Genomic DNA, 21,953 nt, shown 5'->3' on the forward strand with positions numbered 1-21,953 from the left:
GGCGAAGCCCGCCAGCCGAGTGGTTGCCCTCCGCTCGCAGCCAACCGGCTCCGTGGCTCGGTGAATGGCTAGCACTGTCGCAGCAGTCCTCCGAACGCAGCCCGCCATGGCGGTGGCCGGCTTAGCAGTCTGATGCCCCCTCGCGGGCGAGATTGTCCACGTCGAGCGGATTGCTGACCAGTTTCAGCGCGCCGTCCGGGTTGCGCGGCCATTCCGCTTCCGGGCGATCCCAATAGAGTTCTACCCCGTTGCCGGGGATCGCGCACATAGATCGCCTCCGAGCCGCCATGGTCATTCGCGCCGGTGAGCGTCACCCCTGCTGCTCGCAGGCGGCGCAGCGCAGCCGCCAACGCCGCCCGTGTCGGATAGAGAAAGGCGACATGGTGTAGGCCCGTCGTGCCAATCGGGGGCGCGGCGCCGCCGCGGCTTTTCCAGTTAGTGAGCGCCAGATGATGGTGATATCCGCCCGCCGCGAGAAAGGCAGCCTCCTCGCTTAGCGACATGGTGACGCCGAACCCGAGGGCACCGCAATAAAAGGCTAGCGATCGCTCGATGTCGGCGACGTTGAGATGGACGTGACCGACCCGAACGCGCGGGTTGATGGCATATTTTTCGACGACGCTGGCGGCGTCATTGGGATTGATCGATTGATCGTTCATGGCCTCCGCTCCCCTGCTGGCGATTTCCACAAGCGAAATCATCGCGCAAATGCATTGCCCGGAAAATATGAGATGACTGGAATGAGCATCCCGTTTTCTGCATAATCCGGGAATGCGCATCGACGAGATATGTGTCTTCATCAACGTCCTCGAGGCAGGGAGCTTTGCCGGCGCGGCGCGCCGTCTCGGCATGCCTGCAACGACAGTGAGCGCCAAGGTCGCGGCCCTGGAGCGACGGCTCGGGCTCTCGTTGATCCAGCGCACGACCAGAAAGCTGCGCGCTACGCCCAAGGGCCAAGCCTATTTCGAGCGGTGTCGCATCGCGCTGCGAGAAATCGAGACCGTCGAAGCTGAGCTTCGCGCAGAGTCGGCGGGGATGGACGGACAGCTTCGGCTGACGGCGTCAGTGGATATCGCGCAGACGCTTCTACCGCCTGTTATTGCAGCGTTCCGTAAGGCTTATCCGGCGGTCGCCGTTGATCTCGTCGTCACCGACCGCGTTGCCGATCTCGTCGCCGACGGCATCGACCTCGCCGTGCGCGTCGGCCCGTTGCGCGATTCCAGCCTGATCTCACGCGCTTTCGTGACGGGTCCTTCAGGACACTTCCAAGGCCTACCTCGGCCGCCGGGGCACACCTGTCTCACTGGAGCAACTCGAACATCACGATCTAATCGCCCTCAGCAAGGCATGGGCGCGACCGCTGCCGATGCTGGCGGGCGACCGGAAGATCGGTGTTGACCTGACAGGGGGCCTCACCTGCGATGATCTGCTAACGGTGAGGGCGCTCGTGGCGATAGGATTGGGCATCAGCTTTCTTCCAGGCTATCTCGCCCATCAGCTCGATCTGGTGCGGGTACTCCCCGAACTGCGTTCACCGTTTACCGGCCTAGTCTTTGCTTATCCGGCACAGAAGTGGGCGCAACGACACCGGTCGCACCTGGTGCAGATGTTCGACAGCTCCGTGGTGCGCGGTCATGTCTCGGCGGTAGGGGCAAAAGGGCCTAGGCGATAAGATAGGTATTGCCCTGCGGAATCGGGTGGGATTCTAACTGCGATGACACACGAATTGCTTGCAGACGACGGTTGGGCCGAGACGATTGAGCTTCTCGGCGGCGAAGATTTGCTTACGCGGAGCGCCCGCGAGACGAAGGCGTTCCTGCGTCCGCAGGGCGTTCAATCGGCGCCCGATTTGTTGCGCCTGACGCGCGGCGGCTTCTCGACCAAAATCCATCTGAAGACACCTAACGCGTTCATTGGACAGCGACCCATTACTTGGCCCGCCGGCTCATGTTGGCGGGCTTTTTTGCGTCAGTCGGGAACAACCTCGCTCTGAGGCTGTTCGTTCACACCCGGCTCGTTCTTCAGCGATTCCTGCCGGTGACCAAGATGTCCTCTCCACTCGTCATGGTCGGCCCGCGCAGCCTCGGAAGCAGGCGCGGGCCTCATTCGCCGTCATTGCTGTGTGCTCGGTGCGCAACCGCTTCTTTGAATGCGCGTGCTGCTGCATCGCAAGCGACACGTGAGGAGCCGTTCACGGACAGGATGATTTCGGCTGCCTTCACGGTCAAACCGTGTTTTTCGGCGAACTCTGCGGCTGTGTATGCGAGTTTTGTTTTTTCGCTACTCCGCATTTCTGACTCCATAGATCTCTTGCGCCTCGTGCAAGCTCTGTCGGGCCTGTTGCAGTGATCGATGCAAGTTCGCCAGCAATTCGTCGGCGTCGGCCGTCGGACTGCCTTCGTGATCCAGTAAGCCGACGATAATATCCTGCTTGGAAACGATGCTCTCGTTGTGAACGAGTTGGCCCATAAAATATATGAGCCGGCTCTGTGCCGGTGTGGGCATGGGCCTTCTCCCTGGTCGGGCGAAAGCCTGATGATCGCTCCCAAGCGCCTCGTGCCTGTTTGTTTTTGATTTTTCGAGGCGACCGCAGCAGTGTGCGCTCGTTAGCAGGCCATGGCAACCGGCCAGGCAATTGCAGCATCCACGCTGCGCACGCCGCCCTGACCGCGCGTGCCGGCCCCTGGCGTCGCTCGGCCGCTACTTCAGTGTTTCCGGTTGACAATCGTGGTCGGCGCACCGCATTTTCGCATTGAGGGACAAACGTGGGGAACCCTGCATGAAGAAGCCTTATCAGAAGCCGGAACTAAAGAAGCGCGAGAAGCTCTCGGCCGTAACGGCTGTGTGCACGCCATCAACCTGCACCGATGAGTGAGAACCTTTAGGCCCAAGGCGCTTTGCCGAAATTCGCTAGAGAGGGACTGCAGTGAAGAAAGAATACAGCAAGCCAGTACTGACCAAACGTGGGCGTCTCAGCGCAGTGACGGCGCAATTGGCACCCAGTGTTGAACCCAGAGGAGCCTAGGCAAACCCCTGCAACAAAGCCAGTTGGCTTCGGCGGCGGGCTTTTCCGCTTCCAGGCGCCGAAACTTATCTTCGCGTGCCTGTCACAACGAGCCATGCGGTTTCCGTGCTCGGTCTCCGCACTTCAGGGTCGCTGAACCCTGCCTCTCGCAAGGCAGCAATGACCTCATCCGGCTCGCGAGGTGTAAAAATATCGGCCGGCATGTTCATCCGGTCCATATGTGCCTTCGGGAGGAAGCCAAGCACGACGCGACCGCCTGGTTTGAGGACGCGATGGAGCTCTGCGGATCCAGCTCTAAGGCTTTGCCAGAAGTACACTGTGTGGACGCTGAGAGCCTTGTCGAATGTGCTATCCGGCAAGGGCAAGTCCTCGACTAGCCCGGTTCGGAACTCGGCTCGTCCGACGCGCACTGCATCGGCGAACCGGTGGGAGGCAGCGTTCACGACATCCTGCGAGCGGTCAACACCGCAAACGAATGCTGCCTCACGGATAAGTTGCGGCAGTAAAACTGCGCCGCCGAAACCGACCTCCACGGCACGATCTACCGGGACCAGGTGCACTTGATCGAGAGCGTAGCCGTTGAGCCGGGCATTGCCCCGGTTCATTCCGGCCCGGACCAGCCAGCCGCCGGTTCGGTCGGCCAGGACAGTGGTTTCGCTATAAATCGTGGCGCCATCCGATCCCACCCATATTCGGGTCATCTAGCCACCATGCGCCTAGAAGCGGCCGCCCCGCAAACGCTGCTTCGATAGCGATGACCAGTTGGGTTGTGCTGCGCTCTTAGGCGTCGCATTCCAGCGGCTGGTGGTCCGGTTGCTCGTGCCACATCACCTGGCGGAAGTCGCGACGGTCTACCTTTTGCGCGCAAATGGGGCGCGCATAGAAATGCTCTTCCCAGTCAGGTCATGTGGCTTGCCGGGGATGGGCGGTCCGAGGTTGGCTATTCTGGCCGTGCCCGACCGAACCCGTCGTAGCGGCAAAACTTCTGCAAGGCGTGCCCGTTGTCCGATCGCCCGCTCGCATTTTTTGTACCATATATTCGCGGCTTCCATTAGCATCCCCTCATGGCAACTCTGCGGTACGGCGTAAGGCGGGAACCGGATGGGACGTGGACGGTGTTCGACGTGTTCACCGGGCTGCCGGCTATTGTAGCGGGCCACCCATCTGTCGACCTTCCCGACATGGAGTATGCCGAAGAGCTGGCGGCCATCCTGAATGCCAACGACCTGAAGCAGAGGCTATCTCAAGGGAGGTTCCCCGGAGGGTTCGCCTGACTGAAGTGGCATTAGCCCCCGTTGTATGCCCATCCAGGATGGTTCGTCCGATCCGAGCAAGCATTTGTTATTGATCTACCGACTACGACGGTCTTAAATCGACTTGCCATTGCGTTTCGTAGGGAGGATGTGATGAGCAACGTGGTGTCAATTCGCAAGGCCACGCCTCGCGTGGAAGTGGTCGGAGCCAGTGGCGAATGGGTCGTCCGCATCATAGAGACCGACCAGGAAATTACACGCTCATTCGGCCTGGAATCGTTTGCGCTGTCCTTCGCTGAAGGCCAGCGGATACGGCTACATCTCGACAAGGTTGTGCGGCTTCAGGACCCTCCTGCGGCTAGGTAACCTCAGTACCTGGACGGTGTTGGACGATTCCATGGCTGGTGAGATGCTTGCGGTGTGACGTCTCTCGTCCGCCGGACGCAAGGGCGGCGGGCACCTTTTGAATTGACAAGGCGCGGGCTGATTGACAACCTTTGGCTGTAAATGCGCTTTGCCTCAAATTTCCACTGGAGGGACTGCATGAAGAAAGAATACAGCAAGCCAGTACTGACCAAACGTGGGCGTCTGAGCGCAGTGACTGCGCAATTGGCACCCAGTGTTGAACCGCGATCCACATCCTAAGCAAACCACGGCCCTGCAACAAAAGCCCGCTGGCTTCGGTCGGCGGGTTTTGTTCTGACGCGTGGTAGGAACCGGCGATGAGGCTGTTCCTCGTCGCACTCGTTGTTTTGTCTTTGATGGCCGTCGGCTTCTGGCTGGCGGCCCAGTTGTTCCTGCCTCACTGATCGAGCTCCAGCGGCTCATGATCTGGTTGCTCGTGCCACATGACCTGGCGGAAGTCGCGCTTGTCGACCTGCTGGCCGCAGATCGGGCATGGGTGAAATCGATCGTGCCCGTCCTGCGGTTGGTGTGGCTTGCCGGGCTTAGGCGGTCCAAGGTCGGCTATTCTGGTCATGCTCGAACGAACACGATTTCGCGGCAAAAGTTCCTTCAGTTGCTCTTCTCAGTTGGTGAAAGACATCGCACCAAAAGCGATAGTCATCTGGTCGACCGTCGAAATGAGCCTCCAAAGCGCACTGCGCCACGGCGGTCGCCGCTTCCAACCCGTAGAGATCGACCGCAGATTGAGCGGCCTGATCTCGGTACATGCGAGGCGAGGAGGAATTGCAGCGCACCTATTTCGTCTGGCAGGTCGGACTTCATCGAATCGGAATGGAGTTTTTAGACATTCGTTTATCTATTCGTGGTTTCTAATACATATGGCATCCAACGCGTTCACCCGGATTTGGTTTGCTTTGAGCCGCCTAAGGCGCGCCACGAACGGTAACGTTGCCGTCATCGTTGCCTTCACCTTGCCGGTCGTGGTTGGCGGCGCCGGCCTCGGTGTGGAGACATCCTTCTGGTATTACAGCAGCCTCAAGCTGCAGGCCGTTGCCGATGCCGCGGCCTATGCCGGCGCGCTCGAGAAAGTCGCGGGTTCCGATAACCCGACCATCATCGCCGCCGCCACGCAGTCCGCGACCTCGAACAATTTTGCCACGCCGGGCACGATCCAGGTCAACACGCCGCCATTGTCCGGCCCGAACACCGCGAAGAAGGCAGTGGAGGTCATCGTCAAGCAGAACCTAGATCGCTACTTCACGGCGATTTTCAACCAGGCGCCCGTTGCCGAACAGGCAAGGGCGGTGGCGCTGATCAATGACGCCTCCAAAGCTTGCGTGCTGGCGCTCAGTCCGTCGGCCTCCCAGGCTGCGCTCTTTTCCGGCAACACCACCGTCAACCTCACCGGCTGTTCGGTCATGTCGGACTCGATTGCCTCGGACGCCATAAAGACGCAGGGCTCGGCGGTGCTCAAGGCCGACTGCCTGATCACGGTCGGCGGCATGGTGCTGAACAATCCAGCGACCACAGTCTGCAAGTCCAACATCACCCGAGCCTTGCCGGCAGCCGATCCTTTCTCCGGCTTGGCGACGCCGACAGCCGGCAACCCTTGCAAGAATGTCAATGGCAACAAGACGTCGCAAACACTCCAGCCTGGCACCTACTGTAGCGGCATGAGCCTCAGCGGCAACGTCACCCTGCAGCCCGGCGTCTACGTCGTGCAGGGCGGTATGAAGGTCAACGCCAACGCGGTCGTCGCCGGCAGCGGGGTAACCATCTTCATGGCAGGCAGCAACACCGTCAGCATGAACGGCAACGCCAAGGTGACGCTGAGCGCGCCTACCTCCGGAGCCTATTCCGGCGTGCTGTTCTACGGCGACAGGACCGGGACTGCGGCACAGAGCACCTTCAACGGCACAGCGGACTCGCTTTTGACCGGCGCCATCTATTTCCCCAGGCAGCAGGTCAACTACCTTGGCAACTTCTCGGGGAACGGCGGCTGCACTCAGGTCGTCGCCGACACCATCCAGTGGTCCGGCAGTACGACCATCAAGCAGGACTGCACCAGCCTCGGGATGAAGAACATTCCGGCGACGCAATCCGTTCAGCTCGTCGAGTAGCGGGATGGGTGGGCGGACCTTGCGCATTGTCCTGGACAAATCCGGGATAGCTGCCGTCGAGTTTTCCATGTTGCTGCCCATCCTGTGCCTCGTCTGCCTCGGCATCGCCGACGGCTGGTCCTACGTAACGAGTTACCTGCAGATGCGCGCGGGCGTCAAAACCGCGGCCAATCTCGTAATGGCCGGCGCGTCCAATGACACCGGAACGCAGGCGGTCGCGCTTTCGAGCTGGAACGACAAGCCCGAGGACGCCGCGGTCGTACTGGTCCGCTCCTATTTGTGCGGCGCCACGGTCGTGGATGCGACCACCATTTGCGGCGGAACGAAGCTGCCGACCGTCTTCGTCCAGATAACGGCCACGGGCACCTGGGTGCCCCCGTTTAACTTCGGTGTCTTCCCGGACCCGCGCGCGATCAGTCATCAGCAGGTGATCCGTGTCCGCTGAAAGGATCGGATCCAGGTGGCGCCGTGACTGCTCCGGCGCAGCCGGGCTGGAATTCGCCTTGATCGCGCCTTTCCTGGTGATGCTTTTGTTCGGAATCTTCGCCTTCGGCTGGGCCATGAATGCCGTGTCGACCGTCCGCTATACACTGGAAACCTCTTCCCGGGCGCTGCAGCTGAACAACACGCTTTCGCAGAGCGACATCCAGGCCATCGCCACGCAGAAATTGGTGAACCTGGGTCTGAAGAACGTCATTGTGACGATCGCGACCGACCCTGCCAGCGGCGGTTTCAAGATGGCGCATCTGACCGCCAGCTATGCCTTCGTCATCGCTTTCCCGTATTTCGACCAGTATCCGATAAATTACGCCACGACCGTCACGGTGCCTCTGGTTGCTAGCTAGGCGTACGACCGGCTTTCGTTGAGTTGGCGGCCCTGTATTCAGCTTCCCAAGGCAATGCGTCGAAGTCGGGCTTGTGCCCCGCTTCACGGTAGGCGGCCTGAGTGAGGAAACCTGCTTTGTCCCGCTCCACAACGCAAACAAATGGCGGAGTGCCCGGGCACCTATAAACGCCTACAGCTTTTTCCATGCAACAGGTGTGCTACGGGTGCTCGGAGATGTCGTCCTTCATTACGATGACAGAACAAGAGCGAGGACAGCAGCGGCCCGGCATCACTGAAAGGGTGCGGGTTGGTAAAATTCGTACAACTCTTTTCATTGCGGAGAGAGTTTCGGCGAGCTTATTAATGTGTCGTTTGCCATTGCCTTTTCTGGGAGGCTGCGATGGTTGCAACGCCCATAGATATCGCTCGAGCGGCCACTACGGCCACCTTGCTGATGCGCCAGAAGTCCATGGCGGAACCCGCCACATTTCGCCGGGACATGGATCAATCGCGCAGGGCCATCCGAGCCTCACGCGAGCTTCTGAAGCGCCTTGGTCAACGTCGTCGCGACGTGGCGCTAGGCTGGGAAGATGCCGACCCGTCTACTGTTGCCGTCTCCGCCTTTCAAGCCGACGTTCTCCGATGTGCATTCCGAGCCCTAGTAGGGGAAACGGGTACGCCTGAGTGTCAATGGCGCGATTTAGCCAAGGCCCTGGTGCGCGATTTCACTGGGTGCGAGCTGATCGAAACTGGCTTGGTGGATTGGATCGTCAGCAAGTAGCCGCTGCCCGCCAGCGGCCCAGCAGCGGTCTGCGGGGACTTTGCAGCGGACGCGCTGGGCCTGACCGGTGGGGCGGTGTGGTATCCGCCGGCTGGCGAACATATGCGCCTCCTGCCAACGCCAGCGAAACATCCAAACGAACGAGGCGATCTAACCGCGATCTCGCCATCCAAGGCCAACACATAGGCCGATAGCAAAGGCCTATAATCGCTGAGAGAACGAAAATGGCCGACGCCATGGTTGGGGAACCCGGGTGGGTAGGCGCCGGCCACAAGCGGAACAAGCCCGCCGCGCCACACACATGGCTGATTTGTCATCACGTGGTTATGGTGTTCGCGCAGGGCTGCACCAGCGGAACTTAGTAAACGCCGCTTGGTAAGCGATCCTCGACGCGATCGTTCATCGCCACGACGACTTGGGAAACTTGACGGCTGCAGCCTTCTGCCATGTCAAGCTCAAGTCGTTAACAGCGGCCGCCCGGTCATGAGCAGGCATGCGCCCATCCTAGCATATCGCGCTGCCGGTTTCGCAAGGCGCAGCAGCAAGGGGAGGCGACCAGAGCCGATGTGAAGGGGACTAGTCAAGCTAATATTCGCTTGCGCTAATTTAAATGTGCCGTAACGTCATGCTCAGCATTTTTGGGGAGGAGCAACGGTGGGGAGTATGATGAGAGTAGCTGTGTTTTGCGCGGCGATCGTGATCGCTGGGACTGGTGTCGCTATAGCCAAGGAGAAGAAGGTGGTGGTGAGTGACGCCACGGACCTTTGCTCTACGAAGCACTCTGCCAAGAAGCAGGTGCTCGAACTGGACTGCAGGCCGACCGGAACCGCCAAATTGCCGGCCGATGGAACGCCGGAAAAGCCGCGCCTCGGATACGACACCGATCCGTGGCTGGTTAAAGGCCTTTAGAGACTAGCCGCTGGCAATACAGCGCAGCTAAGGGGAATGTGCGCTGGCGGTGAAGCCTTCTTTGTTCTCTCATCGGTGGAACATTGTCGCCTGGAAACGCTTCGGACGGTGCACTGCCCCATCAGTGCAACGTTCCCTTCCTTGTTTGCACTGGCCGGCTGCCGAAAGGTGGCCGGCTTTTTTGTATATAACCGCGACCTGATGTTTGGGATTGTTGATGGACAGCCGCGAGTGGCCGCTGCTGGCCTAGCGTCTAGGATTGGAATATGTAGAGGCGAGATCACCAAGGCAGGGATGACCAGACTAAACAGCGGTTTCGTCTTTTAGCCGCGACGCCGGCGATAATTGAATTCAGAAGGGCGTCGGCCCGGCTGCACAGCTGGGCCAAGGCTGGAAAGAGTTCCGCTCCCGCCCAGCACGATACGCATCGCACCTGGGCGCAAGCGGTACCAATGGCTCGCCTATTCCGCCGCGCCTTTTCGGCAGGAAACCCTCGGCCTCATCACAATGGAGGGCGACATTCGCAGCGCCCTATGGAACCATCCAGAGTGACATAGGCTGTTTCATGGAACTTCCTGATGACATCAGGAGGCCTGTTAAGCATGCCAGTTGTTCGCGCTCGTAGCTCAGATGCAGGTTGGAGCTCTGCCTAGTGCGCCAGTATCGGAAGCGAGAACTAGGAACCGGGAGTGCTGCGGATAGATTGCCGCAGTCGAGCTTTTATCAGAGCATGGCAAGGGCTGCCTTTCTCTCCACGTTGGCGGTCGTCCTGTTGCTCGCGCTATTGCCAGACCACTTGCTGCACGCGTTGGCCTTTACGTCTCATCACGACAAGCTCAACCACGCCGCCGCGTTCGCCACCTTGTCGGCTTTGGGTAGCCTCGGCTGGCCCCAACAGGTGGTCCGGCTGGCGGTTCTACTTGCTTTTACGGGCGCAGCGATCGAAATCCTTCAAAGCGTCACAGGGCGTGACATGAGTGTCTTCGACTGGTTTGCCGACTGCGCCGGAATGGCATACGGGCTGAGAACCATGAGCTGGGTGAACGAGATTCTGGGCGAACCGGTTATTTGATCGCCACAGCTCCGCCTTACCGCCGCCGTCTTGGCCCACTTGCCAGCCTCACGCCCGCGGCCGCCTTCGAACCCTCGCTATTTTTAATTTCCGACGCAAAGGCCGATGGGTTTCAGGGCCGCTCACCATTTAGACTTAGGTCCGATTCTTTCCCGCAAATGGCCGAATCCGGAAACATTTCTCCTTCTACTTTGTTGCAGTGGCCGTGCCGCTGAGGAGAACATGCACAGTGCCTCTATCAAATGAACTGCGCGACGTACCTTTAGAATTCCAATGCCCCTCCTGTTCACGCCCTATGGTGAGAAGGGGATCCTGGCTGAAAACGATTGCCGGTTTCAAATGCGATAGTTGCAGGTCCAGAGTGCGGATCGGCTACGAAGAGAACTGGCCATATTCGACCGGCACCTTAAGCGAGGCGCGCCGGATCTGGGCCGACGACCAATGGAGTGCGATCCCGGCAACGGTTCCTGAGAGTGTGTCGGCAATTCAAGCTCCAACTGCTTGCGGTCTGCCGCAAGTCCAAGCTTTCATCTGGTCGCAGGGTCAGGCGGCTCTTTCGTCCGCACGGAACCGATGATGGCGAGAGGTTTCGATGCGTCGGAGCACCGAGCAGGTCTACACGTTTTTCGTAGCGACCACCAATCTCTAGCTGACCACTTCAACGCTTTGACGAGGTGCGAGCAACTTGATTTTCAATAGTCTTTTTCGGGCCAACATGCGCGCCGCCTCTGCGATGCGGCCTCCGTAAGCATCGGCGACGAATGATAGCGTCGACAGGTCAATAATGAGGTCGTCGATCGCGCCCGCCAAGACACTGGACCCGCGCCCAAATTGATGCACCAGCGCCCGCACTTCCTTAAGTGCCGTCGAGGCTTCACCCGCATCCAGCAGCGCCTCGATGTCATCGAAAATCTGCATCCCGACCCTCCCGCTTGAAAACGATGGCAATTTCGCGCGAAAAGAAAGCGCCTGCCAAGGTGCTCGCGCACGAAGGCGGCTATTCAGACAACAAGAAAGCCCTGGTGGACCCACGATGAAGGGCGTCCATGGAGGGCGTTCAGCGAGACGCAACCGAGATCCGGCGCGACATTAAACGACAGCGATGCTTGAGCCGCGCTCTCTTACGAGCAATCCGAGCAGCGCCCAGCCGCCAGCCGATCGAAGATGTACGCCAAGACCGACAAGCTGGTGCAGCGTTTTGCCAAGGCTGAAGACGCGGTGAATCGCTCAGCGAAGACATGACCGGGGTGAAGGCGGCCACTGCCGAGGTGACCCGGTGGAAGTTGATGGGCCTCGGCGCATTCGGCGCAGCGGCGGCGCTCGCGTCGCTAGTTACGCCCTATTGGTCCTATCTGGCGCGTGCTGCGTGGCGGATCACGAGTTCTATCCGTGCTGCTAAGTCAGCAGAATTCCACACCACCTCCGGATAGGCCGTCTAGATCCGGTAACCGCACATTCTTGAGCACATTGTACGATTGTTACGCAAAGCAGCGGCCGCATCGACTCTCATCATCTTGGAACTACATTGCCACAATGGCACAGCTCTTTGAATCCGCCCCAGTGAGCGCTTCATTTCAGATGATCGTGGACCACTATGAGACAGCGGTTTCACTCCAGGAGCGCATTGTGACTCGCGCTCGACAAGTCGGCTTGTCAACGAAAAGCGATGACGAATTCCTGGAGTATCTGAATGCCGTCTTAGCGCGGGCGCGCCAAAGCTTGGCTCGCGCTGATCAACGCAGTTGTTAATAAATGGGACATCCGCGGCCCGCAGGCATACAGTGTGCTATCGACGGCAACTCTAAGGGCGTCCGTCGGCTGTGAGCGATCAACATGCTTCCGCCCCAATAGGGAGAGGGAGCTATGACAGACTCCAGTTCACGAACTCACACTGCCGCGCAATGCGACACCCGCCAAAATTCCATCTATCGCAATTCGCTGCTGCTTCGAATGTGCTCGGCAGATTTGGCCTTGCTGCAACCTCATTTGGAAAGCGTCTCCCTTGGACTGAAGACGCATCTCGAAGTGGCGGGGTCTCCAATCAGAACCGTGTACTTCTTCGAGAGCGGTCTCGGGTCAGTGGTGGGCGAACTGCGGCCTGGTATTGAAGCTGAGATCGGAATCATAGGTTGTGAGGGTATGACCGGCTCAGCGCTTATCATGGGCGATGACCGGTCAACGCACGATTGTTACGTCCAATTAGAGGCCCGAGCCTTTGTTATCGACGCGGGCCTCTTCACCAAGGCGCTTTTGACAAGCCCAACCCTGCGAAGTTTTCTGCTCCGCTACGTTCACTACTTTCACCTCCAGGCAAGCTTCACCGCGCTCAGCAATGCCCGGATGAACATCGTCGACAGGCTCTCAAGATGGCTGGTGATGTGCGATGATCGCGTCGACGGGAACAGCTTTGCGATTACGCACGAGTTCTTGTCAGTTATGCTCGGTGTCAGGCGGCCCGGCGTCACCATAGCGCTGCAAACCTTGGAGGGCCAAGGTCTGATACGCTCAATGCGAGGAGAGGTAGTCATTCTTGACCGAGCGCGTCTGATTGCGCTGGCTGATGGGTCATATGGCAGGGCTGAAGCCGAATACGCTCGGCTAGTCGGCAAACTGCATTGACCCCAGACGCCGCGCCCGTGGCACTATCCTGAGTGCCCCTGCAACGGAGCCCGCCGGCTGAGCCACGGTGTTTTTGCGTCAGGCGGGAACATTCCCGCTCTGAGGCTGTTTGGCCACAGCTGGCTCGTTCTTCAGCGGTCCGTGCCGGTGACCAAGATGTCCTCTCCACTCGTCATGGTCGGCCCGCGCAGCCTCCGAAGCAGGCGCGGGCCATCCCTGCAGCGTCGCCAGACGTCAGCGGGCTTTTTATCATTCGCCGTTTATCATGGAAGATTTGCAAGTTCGCGCCTGCGACGTTGCGCCATTGGATCAACACGTCCATGGGACGATCATCAGGCCTCCGCTCGAAAAGCCGGGTATAGAACTCCTCCGCTTTGTCCATCCTTGGCGAGCACGGCGTAAATTCCTTGGATTTGCATTCAAAAATTGATTCCACCCATAATGAGCAAAGGGCGGGTCCCGTTCCAAAATGGGGTGTTTGCGGCAACCTGCTTTGTACGTTTCCGGCTCTTGCCTTTTTCGGAAAGTGACCCACAGAATAGCTGGTGAGGTTCTATCTCTCTGGGAGGATGGGATGGACGTTCAAGCACCTGTTCGGCCTGTGCAGCAAACGGCCAAGGAGCTGGTCCGCGAGGTCCTGTTGGGTTCTCAACCGGGCAATATAATTTCCCTGAAGGCGACCATTGCAGCGGTGCGCGAGCGCGGCCATGATCTTCGTGAGACTGACTGCCAGTTGGTCGGAATGATCGTCAATTCAGCCTCCGTTTGGGGACTGTTCATCGCCTTTGACGTTCGAGAGGCTTGATGCCCCACCGCTGGTTCAACCCTCCGGTTTATGTGAAGACTGAGCGCCCGGGGCTTCGCCTTGGTGTCAACCGAGTTGATGCCGCCGCGGAGGGGCTTCTAAAGTGGTCCAATCGTGGCCCCAAGTGGCGGCTGGCGGCTGAGGCTTGCCTATCTGCGATGGATGGCAAAATGCCGGGTAACGACTTCCGGCTGCTGTTCGAAGCCGCAGCCGATGAAGAGGAGATGCTACTGCCGGATTAACAACGCTATACGGACGGGACCATGCGCGTCTGTTCGCGTTGGCGGTCGGCGAATTAACTTGAATAATCTGACGCAAACGGCTGTGGCCATTGCTCTGTTTTGACCTTTTGTGTTACCTATTGTGCTTCGTTCCCGAGCTTCCTTTTCGATCCCTTGAAGAATACCGGAAAGAACGGGTTCGCGATGTCCGACACCAGAACAATAAGCGAATCGGAACGACCCCGGCGAAAATCAATTGCTTGTCGATTGAACTGAAATCCGATCGACCTTACAGCCTCGTTCACGCGGGTTCGGGTATCCTCCCTCACGTCGCCTGTACGCTCGAATTTCTGCTTTTGGGATCCGCTGGGGCCAGCTCAAAGACCGACGAGGCGCTTAGCCGACTGGCGGCTCATCACGAGAGCGGTCCGGCAGCTTTAGGAGTAGTAGATTTGCAATATGGGTGCCAACTATTCGTCCCAATTGGGACAGGCTGCGGCCGGCAAGCTGCGCCTAGGTCTCACAAAAGGCTCAGGCGTTGGCATCGGAAAAGAGGCGGCTGCTAATTCTGAATGACCGATATGAGGCGCATGCGGTCCGGCAGTATATGGAACGAGAGCAGAAGGTCTGCTTCTGGTGCAAACCAGCGGAAAGGTGCCATTCCGCTGGTGGCGCGATCTTGGCCGCAACGACGTTGGTTGCCGCTGCCTGAAAGCAGACACGGTGGTACCGCGTTGGCAGCTTTGGCGCCTCAAAGCGATATTGAGGCTCAGGACGGTTTTAATCTCACCTCGACCAATCAGCTTGGAAAAGCGGCGATAGTCCGGATGCTCGTACCGCCAGCGGCCGGCGGAGATCGCAGGATGCACGCCAGCTTCCTGCGCCGCCTCCAACACCTCCTCCGTGCTGTTGTCCTTGTCGGTGCAAACGAGCCAGCCTCCGCTTCTATGGTTTCCGAACGAACTAAAATGATCTTGAGAAAACCATTATCAAATGCGCGTCCCGAAATGGGGGCGAAGGCGATGCGAGCGCATCGGAGCGGAAGTTCTATGCCGGCGACCCTCCGCGGAAGTCGGTGCGAAACTCCTGCCACAGCCCGCAACCGGAACATCACATGTGCTGGTGCATTGCTAGTGAACGCCAATTCGACTGGGGCGAAAAATGCATCGCGGGATCACAAATGCATGGGCAATGGTGCGAGAAGCCGTCGTTGGGTTCGTCAACGACAATGCTCTCAGCCATGGCGCAGCAATCGCTTTTTATGCCACAACATCGTTGGCGCCAATTCTGCTCATCGTGGTTGCAATTGCGGGTCTCGCATTCGGTCACGAGGCAGCGCAAGCGGCATTGTCCGCCCAAATCACAGGGATGATGGGTACAGAAAGCGCAAATATCCTGCAAACCGCACTGAAGAGCGCATCCGAAAAGCCATCCGGCGGCACTTGGCCGGCGGTGATTGGCATCATCACCTTGCTTGTGAGCGCTTCCGGGGTCTTCGGCGAAATACAGCAGTCTTTGAACATGATATGGAAGGTCGAAGCGCAGGGAAGTTCGTTGTCGCGCCTGGTGCGCGCACGTGCGGTAAGTCTGGGACTGGTCACCGCACTTGGCTTCATGTTGCTCGTCTCTCTAGTCGCGAGCGCGGCGATTTCGGCCCTAGGCAACCTCATCAACGCACAGTTGCCGTTCGGGACACTTGTCCTGGGCGTTATCAACGCGGTCGTTTCTTTTGTCCTCCTCGCAGCTATTTTCGCTGCCATCTTCAAGATCTTGCCTGATCGAACCCTGGAATGGCGGGATGTCTGGATTGGCGCTGTTGTGACTGCTGCCCTGTTCACGCTCGGGAAATCGCTTATCGGTTGGTATATAGGCTCCAGCGCGGTCGCGGCCTCATATGGGGCCGCCGGTGGGCTGCTCGTCATCCTGTTGTGGGCTTACTACTCGGCGGAAATTTTTCTTTTTGGTGCGGAAATCACTCGCGCCTATTCCATTCGACACGGCAGCAGGTCCGATCAGAAGCTGTGCTTCACAATGGTTGACCTGCAAGAGATGCCACTATCGCCGGCTGATCCCCGGTCCTGATCGCGTACTCTGATCAGGTCTAGGCTCGCCGGGATCGAGGTGGTTGGGGTCTTCGCCCGGCGAGCTGTCCACCTGCACGGAAAGTACTGGCCGTGGGTTTGCCCATCAGCCGTGACTTATGCAATATCGGTGCGGTTAAGCCCACAAGCATGCCCAACTGCACCGGCCATTCCCTACGGCTGCGTATGGTCTTCGCGCTCGGCAATTTTTTCCAAGAGCTTCCGTGAAGCCTCTAGGACACGGCGCGTCTCTTGGATGGTCGATTGTAGGGATTCAAGTTCTCTCTCCGCCCATCGCTGGCTACGGCGGGCGCCTTCGACGAACTGGTGGTCAGATTCCCATTTGTCTTTCATGCCTCTCAACGAGCGAGCCGGGGAACTCGTTCTAGTATACTCAAGGCCGATTGCCCGCTGGCTCACGCTGGCGGGCTTTTTTGCGTCAGTCGGGAACATCCTCACCCTGAGGCTGTTCGGTCACACCCGGCTCGTTCTTAAGCGGTCCTGCCGGTGACCAAGATCGCCCCTCACTCATCATGGTCGGCCCGCGCTCGGAAGCAAGCGCGGGCCATCCCTGAACAAGTCCGGGGCAACCGGCCAGGCAATTGCAGCATCGATGGTGGCCGCCGGCCGCCTTGACCGAACTTGCGGGCCAATTCCTCCTAGGTTGACGACGAAATATCGGTAGCAATTTCTACAATTTTCAATTTGGCTGGAAACCCTTTCTACCCGCAAGCGTTGAATTAGCACGGCTGCATTCAAGCAGTTGCATTCGGAGGAATTTTGATGAATTCGAAAATGCTCATTCTCGGCGCGACATTTGCCCTTATGACCGGATCGGCCTTTGCCGGCAGTTCCACTGGCACGTCTGCGCTCGACGATCCTGCAAAAATGTCTCCTTTCTTCACGGACAGCAGCATGAAGACCATGAAGTCTGAGGCCGAAGCGAAAACCGCTTGGTCGGCTATGTCTCAGGAGGATAAGGACGCTGTGATGAAGGACTGCGCTGACGCAGATATTGCGAAGGCCCATGAGAACTTCTGCAAAGCTGCGATGATGATGGGCAAATAGGCCCAGCACCTAGCTTAATATAATACGCGCCCGCTGGCCCGGCCGGCGGGCGTTTTCGTTTGCCCTCGGAACCTGGTCAATTCGCACAGTTGCTCCCCTGCGATGGCGCGGGCCGCCTCGAATCTGAAATTCTGTCAATCGCCCGACGCGGCTGCTGCCCTCCCTGCCGCGAGCCGGAATGCATAACGATTGCGGATGTGGCTGTTAAAATAGACGCCCTTGGCAAAGGCAGCTTTGAACGCGGCAACGGCCTCAGCAGGTACGTCCAAAAACTCGTAATGCTTCCCGCTCGCTACAAACCAAACCGAGAGAACCCTGGTGTTCGGGTCATAGTCGAACTTGCGTATCGAAGTCGACGGCATGGTATGCCATCCAAACTCAGCTAGCCGAGTTGGATCGCCAGCTACAGGCTGAAACTGTATTCGAATATGTGGCCGCGCTTTTCGTCGGCAACCCTGATCCAGATGGGCTCGGTGGTGCGCAGAGTGATGTCGCGCTCTGTCGCTTCCCGCGCCGCCCTGATCGGCGTTGTCGCGTTGACGATGTGGGTAGCCGTCACGGTATCGCCGTCCATTTCCTCAACGTGGTATTTCGGCACTTTTGTTCCTAGGCGTCTAGTTCGATAGGCTGATCGTGATCCGGATCGGAATGATAAGCGACCTGGCGAAAATCGCACATGTCGATCTGTTGGCCGCAAACAGGGCAAGGCATGAAATGATCGAGCTCGCTCGCGGGCGGGCCTTCATGTCGGTGCCCAATTATTGGTCTGCCGAGATCCGATAGCCTGGTCATTATTTCCGCAGAGCCTTCGCTTCTCGCTCCAGCGTTTCGCGTTGGTTGCCGTGCTTCGCGATCAGCTCTTTCACCTGCTGGGGTGTGATGCCGGTCTTTGTTGCGAAATACTCGACTTCATAATCCTCATCGGCCGAGACCCGGTCCCGATCGCGGAAGTCCCGCTTGCTCTTGTCGTCGGCCATATCGATTCCTCCTTCGCTCATCCCGCAACGCCGAGTTGACGAGTTTGTTGCACCCAAGAGGCTGATTTCCAGTTTCGGAACTATTTTAGCTTAATCTTATTAAATCGCCGGAGGGCGGATCAGTGCATGCGTTTGAAGTTCATCGAGCCGTTGATGCCGACCCTTGTGGAGAACCCTCCCGAGGGTGAAGGCTGGACCCACGAGGTCAAGTTCGACGGCTACCGATCGCAGATGATCATCGATGAAGACGGCACACGCATTTATACGCGCAACGGCCACGACTGGACGGCGAAATATCGCGACCTGGTGAGAGAGGCCAAGCGCCTTGGTGCCGAAAGCGCCATTGTCGACGGCGAGATCCTCGTTCTGAACGACAAGGGCCTTTCGGACTTCGCAGCGCTGCGCAAAGCCATTACCCGCCGGCAGCACGACTTGTATTTTGTTGCCTTTGATCTGCTTCATCTTAACGGCCACGATCTGCGCGATATGGCGCTAGAGGAGCGGCGCGAGATCCTGGCCGGCATGATCGAGCCCGGCGGGCGTATTCAGTTCAGCGAGCCCTTGCCGGGGGAAGCCAAGGCCATCTTTCACTTGCTCGACAAGGCCGGACTTGAAGGCATGGTGTCGAAGCGGAAGGACAGCAAATACCGAAGCGGTCCGTCGACCAACTGGCTGAAGGCCAAGTGCTATGCGATTGACGAGTTCGATCTGCTCGGCGTCGAGCGTGAAGCGGGCAAGCCGGCTTTCGCTCTGATGGCTGAGCGCGGCACCGGGCGCTATGTCGGCAGCGCATTCGTCACCTTGAACCGGGAAATGCGCGAGAGGCTATGGAAACGCGTCCAGGAGCACCCAGGCACGGCGCCCAAGGGCGTCATGAAGCGGCCTGCGACGCAATGGGTCAAGCCGGGCTGATCGGCCGCGTGAAGCACTTGCGTGTGGAGGATGACCTGCGGCATGCATCGCTGCAGGACTTCCGCGAGGAGAACAAATAGCAGCTCCACAACTGGCCATCGCTTTTGCGAGAGGCGCGCATCCCAACGCCGCAAAGGCCGAGCTGAACGCGATACCGCAGGAACTCGCCTCACGCTGATCAACGGTTAACACGGCTAAGGACGCCTAACACTGTCATTGCAAAGAATAGGAAAGGAGTTTTTAGACATTCATTCATCTATCCGTGCTTTCTAATGAGCTATGTCTTTCAGCACCTTCACCCGGATATTGGAGGATGTCGTGGATGATAATTGATGCCGCCAGCGGAGGTTTCCGCATGGCACATCTTACCGCCGACTACGCCTATCTGATCGCGTTCCCGTTTTTCGATCAATACCCAATCAATCACTCAACGACTGTCACCGTCCCGCTGGTTGCGAGCAAAATCCCGCCGGCCTTGGTTTGGAAAAGGGGCCATCCTGGATGCGAATTATGACAAAGATTTTTGAGATCCTGGTGGGAAGCATGGCGATTGGAGCCGTTCTCGCAAATCTTTGCATGCCGGCGAACGCCGCAGTTGGCGACGACGGAACCACTGCCCCCACTGGCACGAGCGGTGCCACTGTCGGAACCGAGTCCCCCGACCATCCGACCAATACGGATCTGCCTCGCATTGTCGACGCTATGTCGAGCGCCGAAATCACTCGGTTCAAGAAGCGCTGCATCGACGTGATCGAGAGCCGGGGCGTTTATGATCGTGACCTGCGCCAGCTCTGCCTGCTGATCTGGCGCCACTAACCAAACCGTTCGCAAGTGCCGGAGCTGTCGACATGACACTCTCCAGTTCCGACAGTAGAGGCCCGCCCACCGAAAGGTTGGCGGGCTTTTAGCTAGCGGCCCTTACCCTACGGTTGGGTAAGTGTTTCCGCCCGATTATCCGCGCCCTAAAAGCGCATCCCCTCGATGCCATCTTCACGCACTTCCCAATCATCCCCACCGTCTAAGTCCGAATGCTTGGCCCTGAAGGTTTCAAGATAGTCGACTATCTGAGGGTCGTTCGGGTCGAACGCTTGCCAATGTGGATCATCATCGACGTTGGCCAGATCGAGAAACTCGGTGATGTCCACCCCGCCATTGAGGGCGGCGACGCCAGAGTTCAAGCCGATGTATCTCAGGTTGAAGTCAAAGCGAAAATCGGGTGACCGGAAGAACTTGGCCCTGTCGCAGTCCGGGAAAGGCCGGGCTCGGAAGTGGTCCATCAAGCGCTGCTTTTCAGCGATGCCTTCAGTAACTGAAATCATGTATGTTTCCGGCCGTGACAGACTTTCGTTGATCCGGCCGGCCGGCTTCCTCATGGCGCCCCAGAGGTGAGGCAAGCCAATTGCAGAGAAGAAATCCTGACCGATCAATTCGCCGGGCCAAAATTTAGGGTTGTATGGTCGAACGACAACACGATCAGGTCCGAGCGCCTCAACAAACGGTCGCAGGATTTCGTAGAAATCAAGTTGATATTCCGCGACTTCGATGGGGCCCGTCAGGTAGTCTTTGACGCATTGCGCATACACGCTCTCAAGCAAGTGATCGAAGCGCCGCAAATAGAACACCACCTTCACCTCGGCGCCAATATCCAACAGACCCTGAAAAAAAGATGGATGAGTGCTGGCTCGCGAAAATTCCTCGCCTGACATCAGCAACGTCTCGCAATCGGAATCGAGTGCGAAGAACGCGCCAACGTTCTGCTCAAACGATTTGCTGTCGTCGTAACCGATTGCGGCTATGCTGTGCTGCGGCCCGAACGCTTCATTGGCCGGGTCGTGGGGGTCGGGGTAATGGATCGAGTTCCCCGCCAACAGATCCCGATTGGAGGCCAGGCTCGCCTGAAGATAAGAGCTTCCAGTCTTGTGAATTCCGCAATGCAAAATAAACTTCTTATAGCGCCTCAATGGCCGCCACTCCCGTTCACTCCTGATTGTTTATCAGGCGCCACTGCGTGCGCTCGGGACCATACCATGGACCGCAGTTGGTGGCATTACCCCGAATGCATACGGCAGGGCAGATGACGGACGCTAGTCCGCGGCGACATTGCGCCGGTGCTTCCAATCGAACGAAACGCCGGCCGGGGCCAGGCGGTAAGTGCTCTCGCCGGAGGTGGATCAGACAGTATGAGCGGCATTGATCTGATCTCCAATCTCGCAGCGACCATGGCTCCGGTCATGGAGCAGATGGGCGTTATCGCAGCTTCAGAACTCGGTCCCGAAACGCTGCAAGATCGAATTCGCGCCGAGGCTTATGCAAGCGGAAGCGTGGTGGTCGGCCGATATGAGGTGGGCTGCGTGGTCACGACGAATGTAGGCACCACGGTCATGCGCCCGCGCTCCCCTCGTCCAGCCCGCTCGAGCTGAAATTGACTGCTCAACGATGGAGGCGGAGAAGGCGCACTAGAGCGGTCCGACCGCTACAGCGATAGCGCCATCAAGACAGCGCTGCTACGTCAGAGCAGCAGGTGAATTGTCACAAGCTCGATGATCAGCAAAACGGCGCACACCGTGCCCGCAAGGGCATAGCCTCTCCAATAGGCACGGATATCCTGATCGGTTTGGAATGCTTCTAGCCAGAGCCCGTCGGGGAAGACGCCAAGGCAAATTGGGATAGGCATCGCGGCTGGCACGATTGTATCAGGTGCTAAAGCATCTCTGCCCAACATGCAGGCGGCTCTCTGACCGCGAAGAACGCATATTAGCCTGCGCTAACTAATGGCGAAAGCCCTTCATCGAAATATCGCCGGCCTGTCCTGATTGTCTCTTTGGTTCTTTCAAACTGGGCAATGGCGTGTCGCCGCAGGAGAGCGGGACAAAGAACAA

General features: G+C 58.5%; 30 protein-coding genes and 2 pseudogenes. 21 read left to right on the plus strand and 11 right to left on the minus strand.

Annotated features, from left to right (window positions below):
* Nucleotides 1-121: 121 nt before the first annotated feature.
* Nucleotides 122-659: pseudogene (locus AC3EMP_RS18545) on the minus strand (VOC family protein).
* A 112-nt stretch (nt 660-771) separates the two neighbouring features.
* On the opposite strand from AC3EMP_RS18545, the gene AC3EMP_RS18550 reads away from it, so the two are divergent.
* The 3 genes from AC3EMP_RS18550 to AC3EMP_RS18560 are packed head-to-tail and all read left to right on the plus strand — an operon-like array spanning nt 772 to nt 1,993.
* Complete coding sequence (locus tag AC3EMP_RS18550) at nt 772-1,398, plus strand: LysR family transcriptional regulator (RefSeq protein ID WP_023690457.1); 627 nt, start codon at nt 772-774, stop codon at nt 1,396-1,398.
* Nucleotides 1,304-1,672 carry a LysR substrate-binding domain-containing protein gene (locus tag AC3EMP_RS18555; RefSeq protein WP_084013112.1) on the plus strand — a complete coding sequence of 123 codons (369 nt, stop codon included), beginning with the start codon at nt 1,304-1,306 and terminating at the stop codon, nt 1,670-1,672. The genes AC3EMP_RS18550 and AC3EMP_RS18555 overlap by 95 nt, the downstream gene beginning before the upstream one ends.
* A gap of 42 nt (nt 1,673-1,714) precedes the next feature.
* A complete protein-coding gene (locus tag AC3EMP_RS18560) occupies nt 1,715-1,993 on the plus strand; it encodes a hypothetical protein (RefSeq protein WP_023670652.1) in 279 nt (92 codons plus the stop codon).
* Between the two features lie 109 nt (nt 1,994-2,102).
* Here the strand turns inward: AC3EMP_RS18560 and AC3EMP_RS18565 are convergent, their stop codons facing one another.
* The 3 genes from AC3EMP_RS18565 to AC3EMP_RS18575 all read right to left on the minus strand — a co-directional run bounded on the left by AC3EMP_RS18565 (nt 2,103) and on the right by AC3EMP_RS18575 (nt 3,726).
* Nucleotides 2,103-2,291 (minus strand): hypothetical protein, encoded by a 189-nt coding sequence (locus AC3EMP_RS18565; protein ID WP_245261925.1) that lies wholly within the window; start codon nt 2,289-2,291, stop codon nt 2,103-2,105.
* Nucleotides 2,281-2,505 (minus strand): hypothetical protein, encoded by a 225-nt coding sequence (locus AC3EMP_RS18570; protein WP_023690459.1) that lies wholly within the window; start codon nt 2,503-2,505, stop codon nt 2,281-2,283. The genes AC3EMP_RS18565 and AC3EMP_RS18570 overlap by 11 nt, the downstream gene beginning before the upstream one ends.
* 585 nt (nt 2,506-3,090) lie before the next feature.
* The gene (locus AC3EMP_RS18575) at nt 3,091-3,726 is read right to left on the minus strand and encodes a class I SAM-dependent methyltransferase (RefSeq protein ID WP_023670654.1); all 636 of its coding nucleotides are present in this window, start codon (nt 3,724-3,726) and stop codon (nt 3,091-3,093) included.
* Between the two features lie 363 nt (nt 3,727-4,089).
* On the opposite strand from AC3EMP_RS18575, the gene AC3EMP_RS18580 reads away from it, so the two are divergent.
* On the plus strand, nt 4,090-4,299 hold the full coding sequence (locus AC3EMP_RS18580) for a hypothetical protein (RefSeq protein ID WP_023694061.1): 210 nt from the start codon (nt 4,090-4,092) through the stop codon (nt 4,297-4,299).
* A gap of 132 nt (nt 4,300-4,431) precedes the next feature.
* Nucleotides 4,432-4,644: a hypothetical protein gene (locus AC3EMP_RS18585; RefSeq protein WP_023690461.1), complete on the plus strand. Its 213-nt coding sequence runs from the start codon at nt 4,432-4,434 to the stop codon at nt 4,642-4,644.
* A 581-nt stretch (nt 4,645-5,225) separates the two neighbouring features.
* On the opposite strand, the gene AC3EMP_RS18590 is transcribed toward AC3EMP_RS18585, so the two are convergent.
* Complete coding sequence (locus tag AC3EMP_RS18590) at nt 5,226-5,450, minus strand: hypothetical protein (RefSeq protein ID WP_084013115.1); 225 nt, start codon at nt 5,448-5,450, stop codon at nt 5,226-5,228.
* 147 nt (nt 5,451-5,597) lie between these two features.
* On the opposite strand from AC3EMP_RS18590, the gene AC3EMP_RS18595 reads away from it, so the two are divergent.
* From AC3EMP_RS18595 to AC3EMP_RS18620, 6 genes are all read left to right on the plus strand, one after another.
* Nucleotides 5,598-6,803, plus strand: coding sequence for a pilus assembly protein TadG-related protein (locus AC3EMP_RS18595; protein ID WP_348529196.1), 1,206 nt, complete (start codon nt 5,598-5,600; stop codon nt 6,801-6,803).
* A 19-nt stretch (nt 6,804-6,822) separates the two neighbouring features.
* Nucleotides 6,823-7,248, plus strand: coding sequence for a TadE/TadG family type IV pilus assembly protein (locus AC3EMP_RS18600; protein WP_245260130.1), 426 nt, complete (start codon nt 6,823-6,825; stop codon nt 7,246-7,248).
* Nucleotides 7,238-7,648 carry a TadE/TadG family type IV pilus assembly protein gene (locus AC3EMP_RS18605; protein WP_023708223.1) on the plus strand — a complete coding sequence of 137 codons (411 nt, stop codon included), beginning with the start codon at nt 7,238-7,240 and terminating at the stop codon, nt 7,646-7,648. Before AC3EMP_RS18600 ends, AC3EMP_RS18605 begins: the two co-directional genes overlap by 11 nt.
* Nucleotides 7,649-8,029: 381 nt before the next feature.
* A complete protein-coding gene (locus AC3EMP_RS18610) occupies nt 8,030-8,410 on the plus strand; it encodes a hypothetical protein (RefSeq protein ID WP_023690706.1) in 381 nt (126 codons plus the stop codon).
* 663 nt (nt 8,411-9,073) lie between these two features.
* A complete protein-coding gene (locus AC3EMP_RS18615; RefSeq protein ID WP_023673947.1) occupies nt 9,074-9,319 on the plus strand; it encodes a hypothetical protein in 246 nt (81 codons plus the stop codon).
* A gap of 703 nt (nt 9,320-10,022) precedes the next feature.
* Nucleotides 10,023-10,391, plus strand: a complete 369-nt coding sequence (locus AC3EMP_RS18620; RefSeq protein WP_245261975.1) for a VanZ family protein — start codon at nt 10,023-10,025, stop codon at nt 10,389-10,391.
* A 645-nt stretch (nt 10,392-11,036) separates the two neighbouring features.
* Here AC3EMP_RS18620 and AC3EMP_RS18625 read toward each other — a convergent pair.
* Complete coding sequence (locus AC3EMP_RS18625) at nt 11,037-11,309, minus strand: hypothetical protein (protein ID WP_023690703.1); 273 nt, start codon at nt 11,307-11,309, stop codon at nt 11,037-11,039.
* A gap of 320 nt (nt 11,310-11,629) precedes the next feature.
* Here AC3EMP_RS18625 and AC3EMP_RS18630 point away from each other — a divergent pair, with 320 nt between their 5' ends.
* The 6 genes from AC3EMP_RS18630 to AC3EMP_RS18655 all read left to right on the plus strand — a co-directional run bounded on the left by AC3EMP_RS18630 (nt 11,630) and on the right by AC3EMP_RS18655 (nt 17,185).
* Entirely contained in the window at nt 11,630-11,821 is a 192-nt protein-coding gene (locus AC3EMP_RS18630) for a hypothetical protein (RefSeq protein ID WP_352713825.1), read from the plus strand.
* 433 nt (nt 11,822-12,254) lie between these two features.
* Complete coding sequence (locus AC3EMP_RS18635; RefSeq protein ID WP_023706251.1) at nt 12,255-13,010, plus strand: Crp/Fnr family transcriptional regulator; 756 nt, start codon at nt 12,255-12,257, stop codon at nt 13,008-13,010.
* 574 nt (nt 13,011-13,584) lie between these two features.
* Complete coding sequence (locus AC3EMP_RS18640; RefSeq protein WP_023690600.1) at nt 13,585-13,815, plus strand: hypothetical protein; 231 nt, start codon at nt 13,585-13,587, stop codon at nt 13,813-13,815.
* Entirely contained in the window at nt 13,815-14,057 is a 243-nt protein-coding gene (locus AC3EMP_RS18645; protein WP_352713818.1) for a DUF982 domain-containing protein, read from the plus strand. The genes AC3EMP_RS18640 and AC3EMP_RS18645 overlap by 1 nt, the downstream gene beginning before the upstream one ends.
* 1,140 nt (nt 14,058-15,197) lie before the next feature.
* Nucleotides 15,198-16,118, plus strand: a complete 921-nt coding sequence (locus tag AC3EMP_RS18650) for a YihY/virulence factor BrkB family protein (protein ID WP_352713820.1) — start codon at nt 15,198-15,200, stop codon at nt 16,116-16,118.
* Between the two features lie 782 nt (nt 16,119-16,900).
* Nucleotides 16,901-17,185, plus strand: a complete 285-nt coding sequence (locus tag AC3EMP_RS18655) for a hypothetical protein (RefSeq protein ID WP_023673895.1) — start codon at nt 16,901-16,903, stop codon at nt 17,183-17,185.
* A gap of 134 nt (nt 17,186-17,319) precedes the next feature.
* Here AC3EMP_RS18655 and AC3EMP_RS18660 read toward each other — a convergent pair whose 3' ends face one another.
* The 3 genes from AC3EMP_RS18660 to AC3EMP_RS18670 form a co-directional block, all read right to left on the minus strand.
* Nucleotides 17,320-17,547, minus strand: coding sequence for a KTSC domain-containing protein (locus AC3EMP_RS18660; RefSeq protein ID WP_023673160.1), 228 nt, complete (start codon nt 17,545-17,547; stop codon nt 17,320-17,322).
* Between the two features lie 41 nt (nt 17,548-17,588).
* Nucleotides 17,589-17,783: a hypothetical protein gene (locus AC3EMP_RS18665; protein ID WP_023699326.1), complete on the minus strand. Its 195-nt coding sequence runs from the start codon at nt 17,781-17,783 to the stop codon at nt 17,589-17,591.
* A gap of 193 nt (nt 17,784-17,976) precedes the next feature.
* Nucleotides 17,977-18,162, minus strand: coding sequence for a DUF3606 domain-containing protein (locus AC3EMP_RS18670; RefSeq protein WP_023815822.1), 186 nt, complete (start codon nt 18,160-18,162; stop codon nt 17,977-17,979).
* 126 nt (nt 18,163-18,288) lie between these two features.
* Here AC3EMP_RS18670 and AC3EMP_RS18675 point away from each other — a divergent pair.
* From AC3EMP_RS18675 to AC3EMP_RS18685, 3 genes and pseudogenes are all read left to right on the plus strand, one after another.
* Nucleotides 18,289-19,154 (plus strand): annotated as a pseudogene (locus AC3EMP_RS18675) (ATP-dependent DNA ligase).
* A gap of 275 nt (nt 19,155-19,429) precedes the next feature.
* Nucleotides 19,430-19,588, plus strand: coding sequence for a hypothetical protein (locus tag AC3EMP_RS18680; protein WP_155929886.1), 159 nt, complete (start codon nt 19,430-19,432; stop codon nt 19,586-19,588).
* Nucleotides 19,585-19,890, plus strand: a complete 306-nt coding sequence (locus AC3EMP_RS18685; RefSeq protein ID WP_023673877.1) for a hypothetical protein — start codon at nt 19,585-19,587, stop codon at nt 19,888-19,890. Before AC3EMP_RS18680 ends, AC3EMP_RS18685 begins: the two co-directional genes overlap by 4 nt.
* A 146-nt stretch (nt 19,891-20,036) precedes the next feature.
* Here AC3EMP_RS18685 and AC3EMP_RS18690 read toward each other — a convergent pair whose 3' ends face one another.
* Nucleotides 20,037-21,035, minus strand: coding sequence for a hypothetical protein (locus AC3EMP_RS18690; RefSeq protein WP_460221720.1), 999 nt, complete (start codon nt 21,033-21,035; stop codon nt 20,037-20,039).
* A 219-nt stretch (nt 21,036-21,254) separates the two neighbouring features.
* Between AC3EMP_RS18690 and AC3EMP_RS18695 the strand changes: the two genes are divergently transcribed.
* Nucleotides 21,255-21,494 carry a hypothetical protein gene (locus tag AC3EMP_RS18695; protein WP_023695015.1) on the plus strand — a complete coding sequence of 80 codons (240 nt, stop codon included), beginning with the start codon at nt 21,255-21,257 and terminating at the stop codon, nt 21,492-21,494.
* Nucleotides 21,495-21,583: 89 nt separating this feature from the next.
* On the opposite strand, the gene AC3EMP_RS18700 is transcribed toward AC3EMP_RS18695, so the two are convergent.
* Nucleotides 21,584-21,796, minus strand: coding sequence for a hypothetical protein (locus AC3EMP_RS18700; RefSeq protein WP_023695016.1), 213 nt, complete (start codon nt 21,794-21,796; stop codon nt 21,584-21,586).
* Nucleotides 21,797-21,953 lie beyond the last annotated feature (157 nt).

It is taken from the genome of Mesorhizobium sp. P160219, from assembly GCF_057786095.1.

Bases quoted from the DNA above. Each gene is read 5' to 3' on its own strand.
- AC3EMP_RS18550 (WP_023690457.1), top strand. From the start codon at position 772: ATGCGCATCGACGAGATATGTGTCTTCATCAACGTCCTCGAGGCAGGG.
- AC3EMP_RS18560 (WP_023670652.1), top strand. From the start codon at position 1,715: ATGACACACGAATTGCTTGCAGACGACGGTTGGGCCGAGACGATTGAG.
- AC3EMP_RS18565 (WP_245261925.1), bottom strand. From the start codon at position 2,291: ATGCGGAGTAGCGAAAAAACAAAACTCGCATACACAGCCGCAGAGTTC.
- AC3EMP_RS18570 (WP_023690459.1), bottom strand. From the start codon at position 2,505: ATGCCCACACCGGCACAGAGCCGGCTCATATATTTTATGGGCCAACTC.
- AC3EMP_RS18575 (WP_023670654.1), bottom strand. From the start codon at position 3,726: ATGACCCGAATATGGGTGGGATCGGATGGCGCCACGATTTATAGCGAA.
- AC3EMP_RS18580 (WP_023694061.1), top strand. From the start codon at position 4,090: ATGGCAACTCTGCGGTACGGCGTAAGGCGGGAACCGGATGGGACGTGG.
- AC3EMP_RS18585 (WP_023690461.1), top strand. From the start codon at position 4,432: ATGAGCAACGTGGTGTCAATTCGCAAGGCCACGCCTCGCGTGGAAGTG.
- AC3EMP_RS18590 (WP_084013115.1), bottom strand. From the start codon at position 5,450: ATGTACCGAGATCAGGCCGCTCAATCTGCGGTCGATCTCTACGGGTTG.
- AC3EMP_RS18610 (WP_023690706.1), top strand. From the start codon at position 8,030: ATGGTTGCAACGCCCATAGATATCGCTCGAGCGGCCACTACGGCCACC.
- AC3EMP_RS18615 (WP_023673947.1), top strand. From the start codon at position 9,074: ATGATGAGAGTAGCTGTGTTTTGCGCGGCGATCGTGATCGCTGGGACT.
- AC3EMP_RS18625 (WP_023690703.1), bottom strand. From the start codon at position 11,309: ATGCAGATTTTCGATGACATCGAGGCGCTGCTGGATGCGGGTGAAGCC.
- AC3EMP_RS18630 (WP_352713825.1), top strand. From the start codon at position 11,630: ATGACCGGGGTGAAGGCGGCCACTGCCGAGGTGACCCGGTGGAAGTTG.
- AC3EMP_RS18635 (WP_023706251.1), top strand. From the start codon at position 12,255: ATGACAGACTCCAGTTCACGAACTCACACTGCCGCGCAATGCGACACC.
- AC3EMP_RS18640 (WP_023690600.1), top strand. From the start codon at position 13,585: ATGGACGTTCAAGCACCTGTTCGGCCTGTGCAGCAAACGGCCAAGGAG.
- AC3EMP_RS18645 (WP_352713818.1), top strand. From the start codon at position 13,815: ATGCCCCACCGCTGGTTCAACCCTCCGGTTTATGTGAAGACTGAGCGC.
- AC3EMP_RS18650 (WP_352713820.1), top strand. From the start codon at position 15,198: ATGCATCGCGGGATCACAAATGCATGGGCAATGGTGCGAGAAGCCGTC.
- AC3EMP_RS18655 (WP_023673895.1), top strand. From the start codon at position 16,901: ATGAATTCGAAAATGCTCATTCTCGGCGCGACATTTGCCCTTATGACC.
- AC3EMP_RS18660 (WP_023673160.1), bottom strand. From the start codon at position 17,547: ATGCCGTCGACTTCGATACGCAAGTTCGACTATGACCCGAACACCAGG.
- AC3EMP_RS18670 (WP_023815822.1), bottom strand. From the start codon at position 18,162: ATGGCCGACGACAAGAGCAAGCGGGACTTCCGCGATCGGGACCGGGTC.
- AC3EMP_RS18680 (WP_155929886.1), top strand. From the start codon at position 19,430: ATGGCACATCTTACCGCCGACTACGCCTATCTGATCGCGTTCCCGTTT.
- AC3EMP_RS18685 (WP_023673877.1), top strand. From the start codon at position 19,585: ATGACAAAGATTTTTGAGATCCTGGTGGGAAGCATGGCGATTGGAGCC.
- AC3EMP_RS18695 (WP_023695015.1), top strand. From the start codon at position 21,255: ATGAGCGGCATTGATCTGATCTCCAATCTCGCAGCGACCATGGCTCCG.
- AC3EMP_RS18700 (WP_023695016.1), bottom strand. From the start codon at position 21,796: ATGTTGGGCAGAGATGCTTTAGCACCTGATACAATCGTGCCAGCCGCG.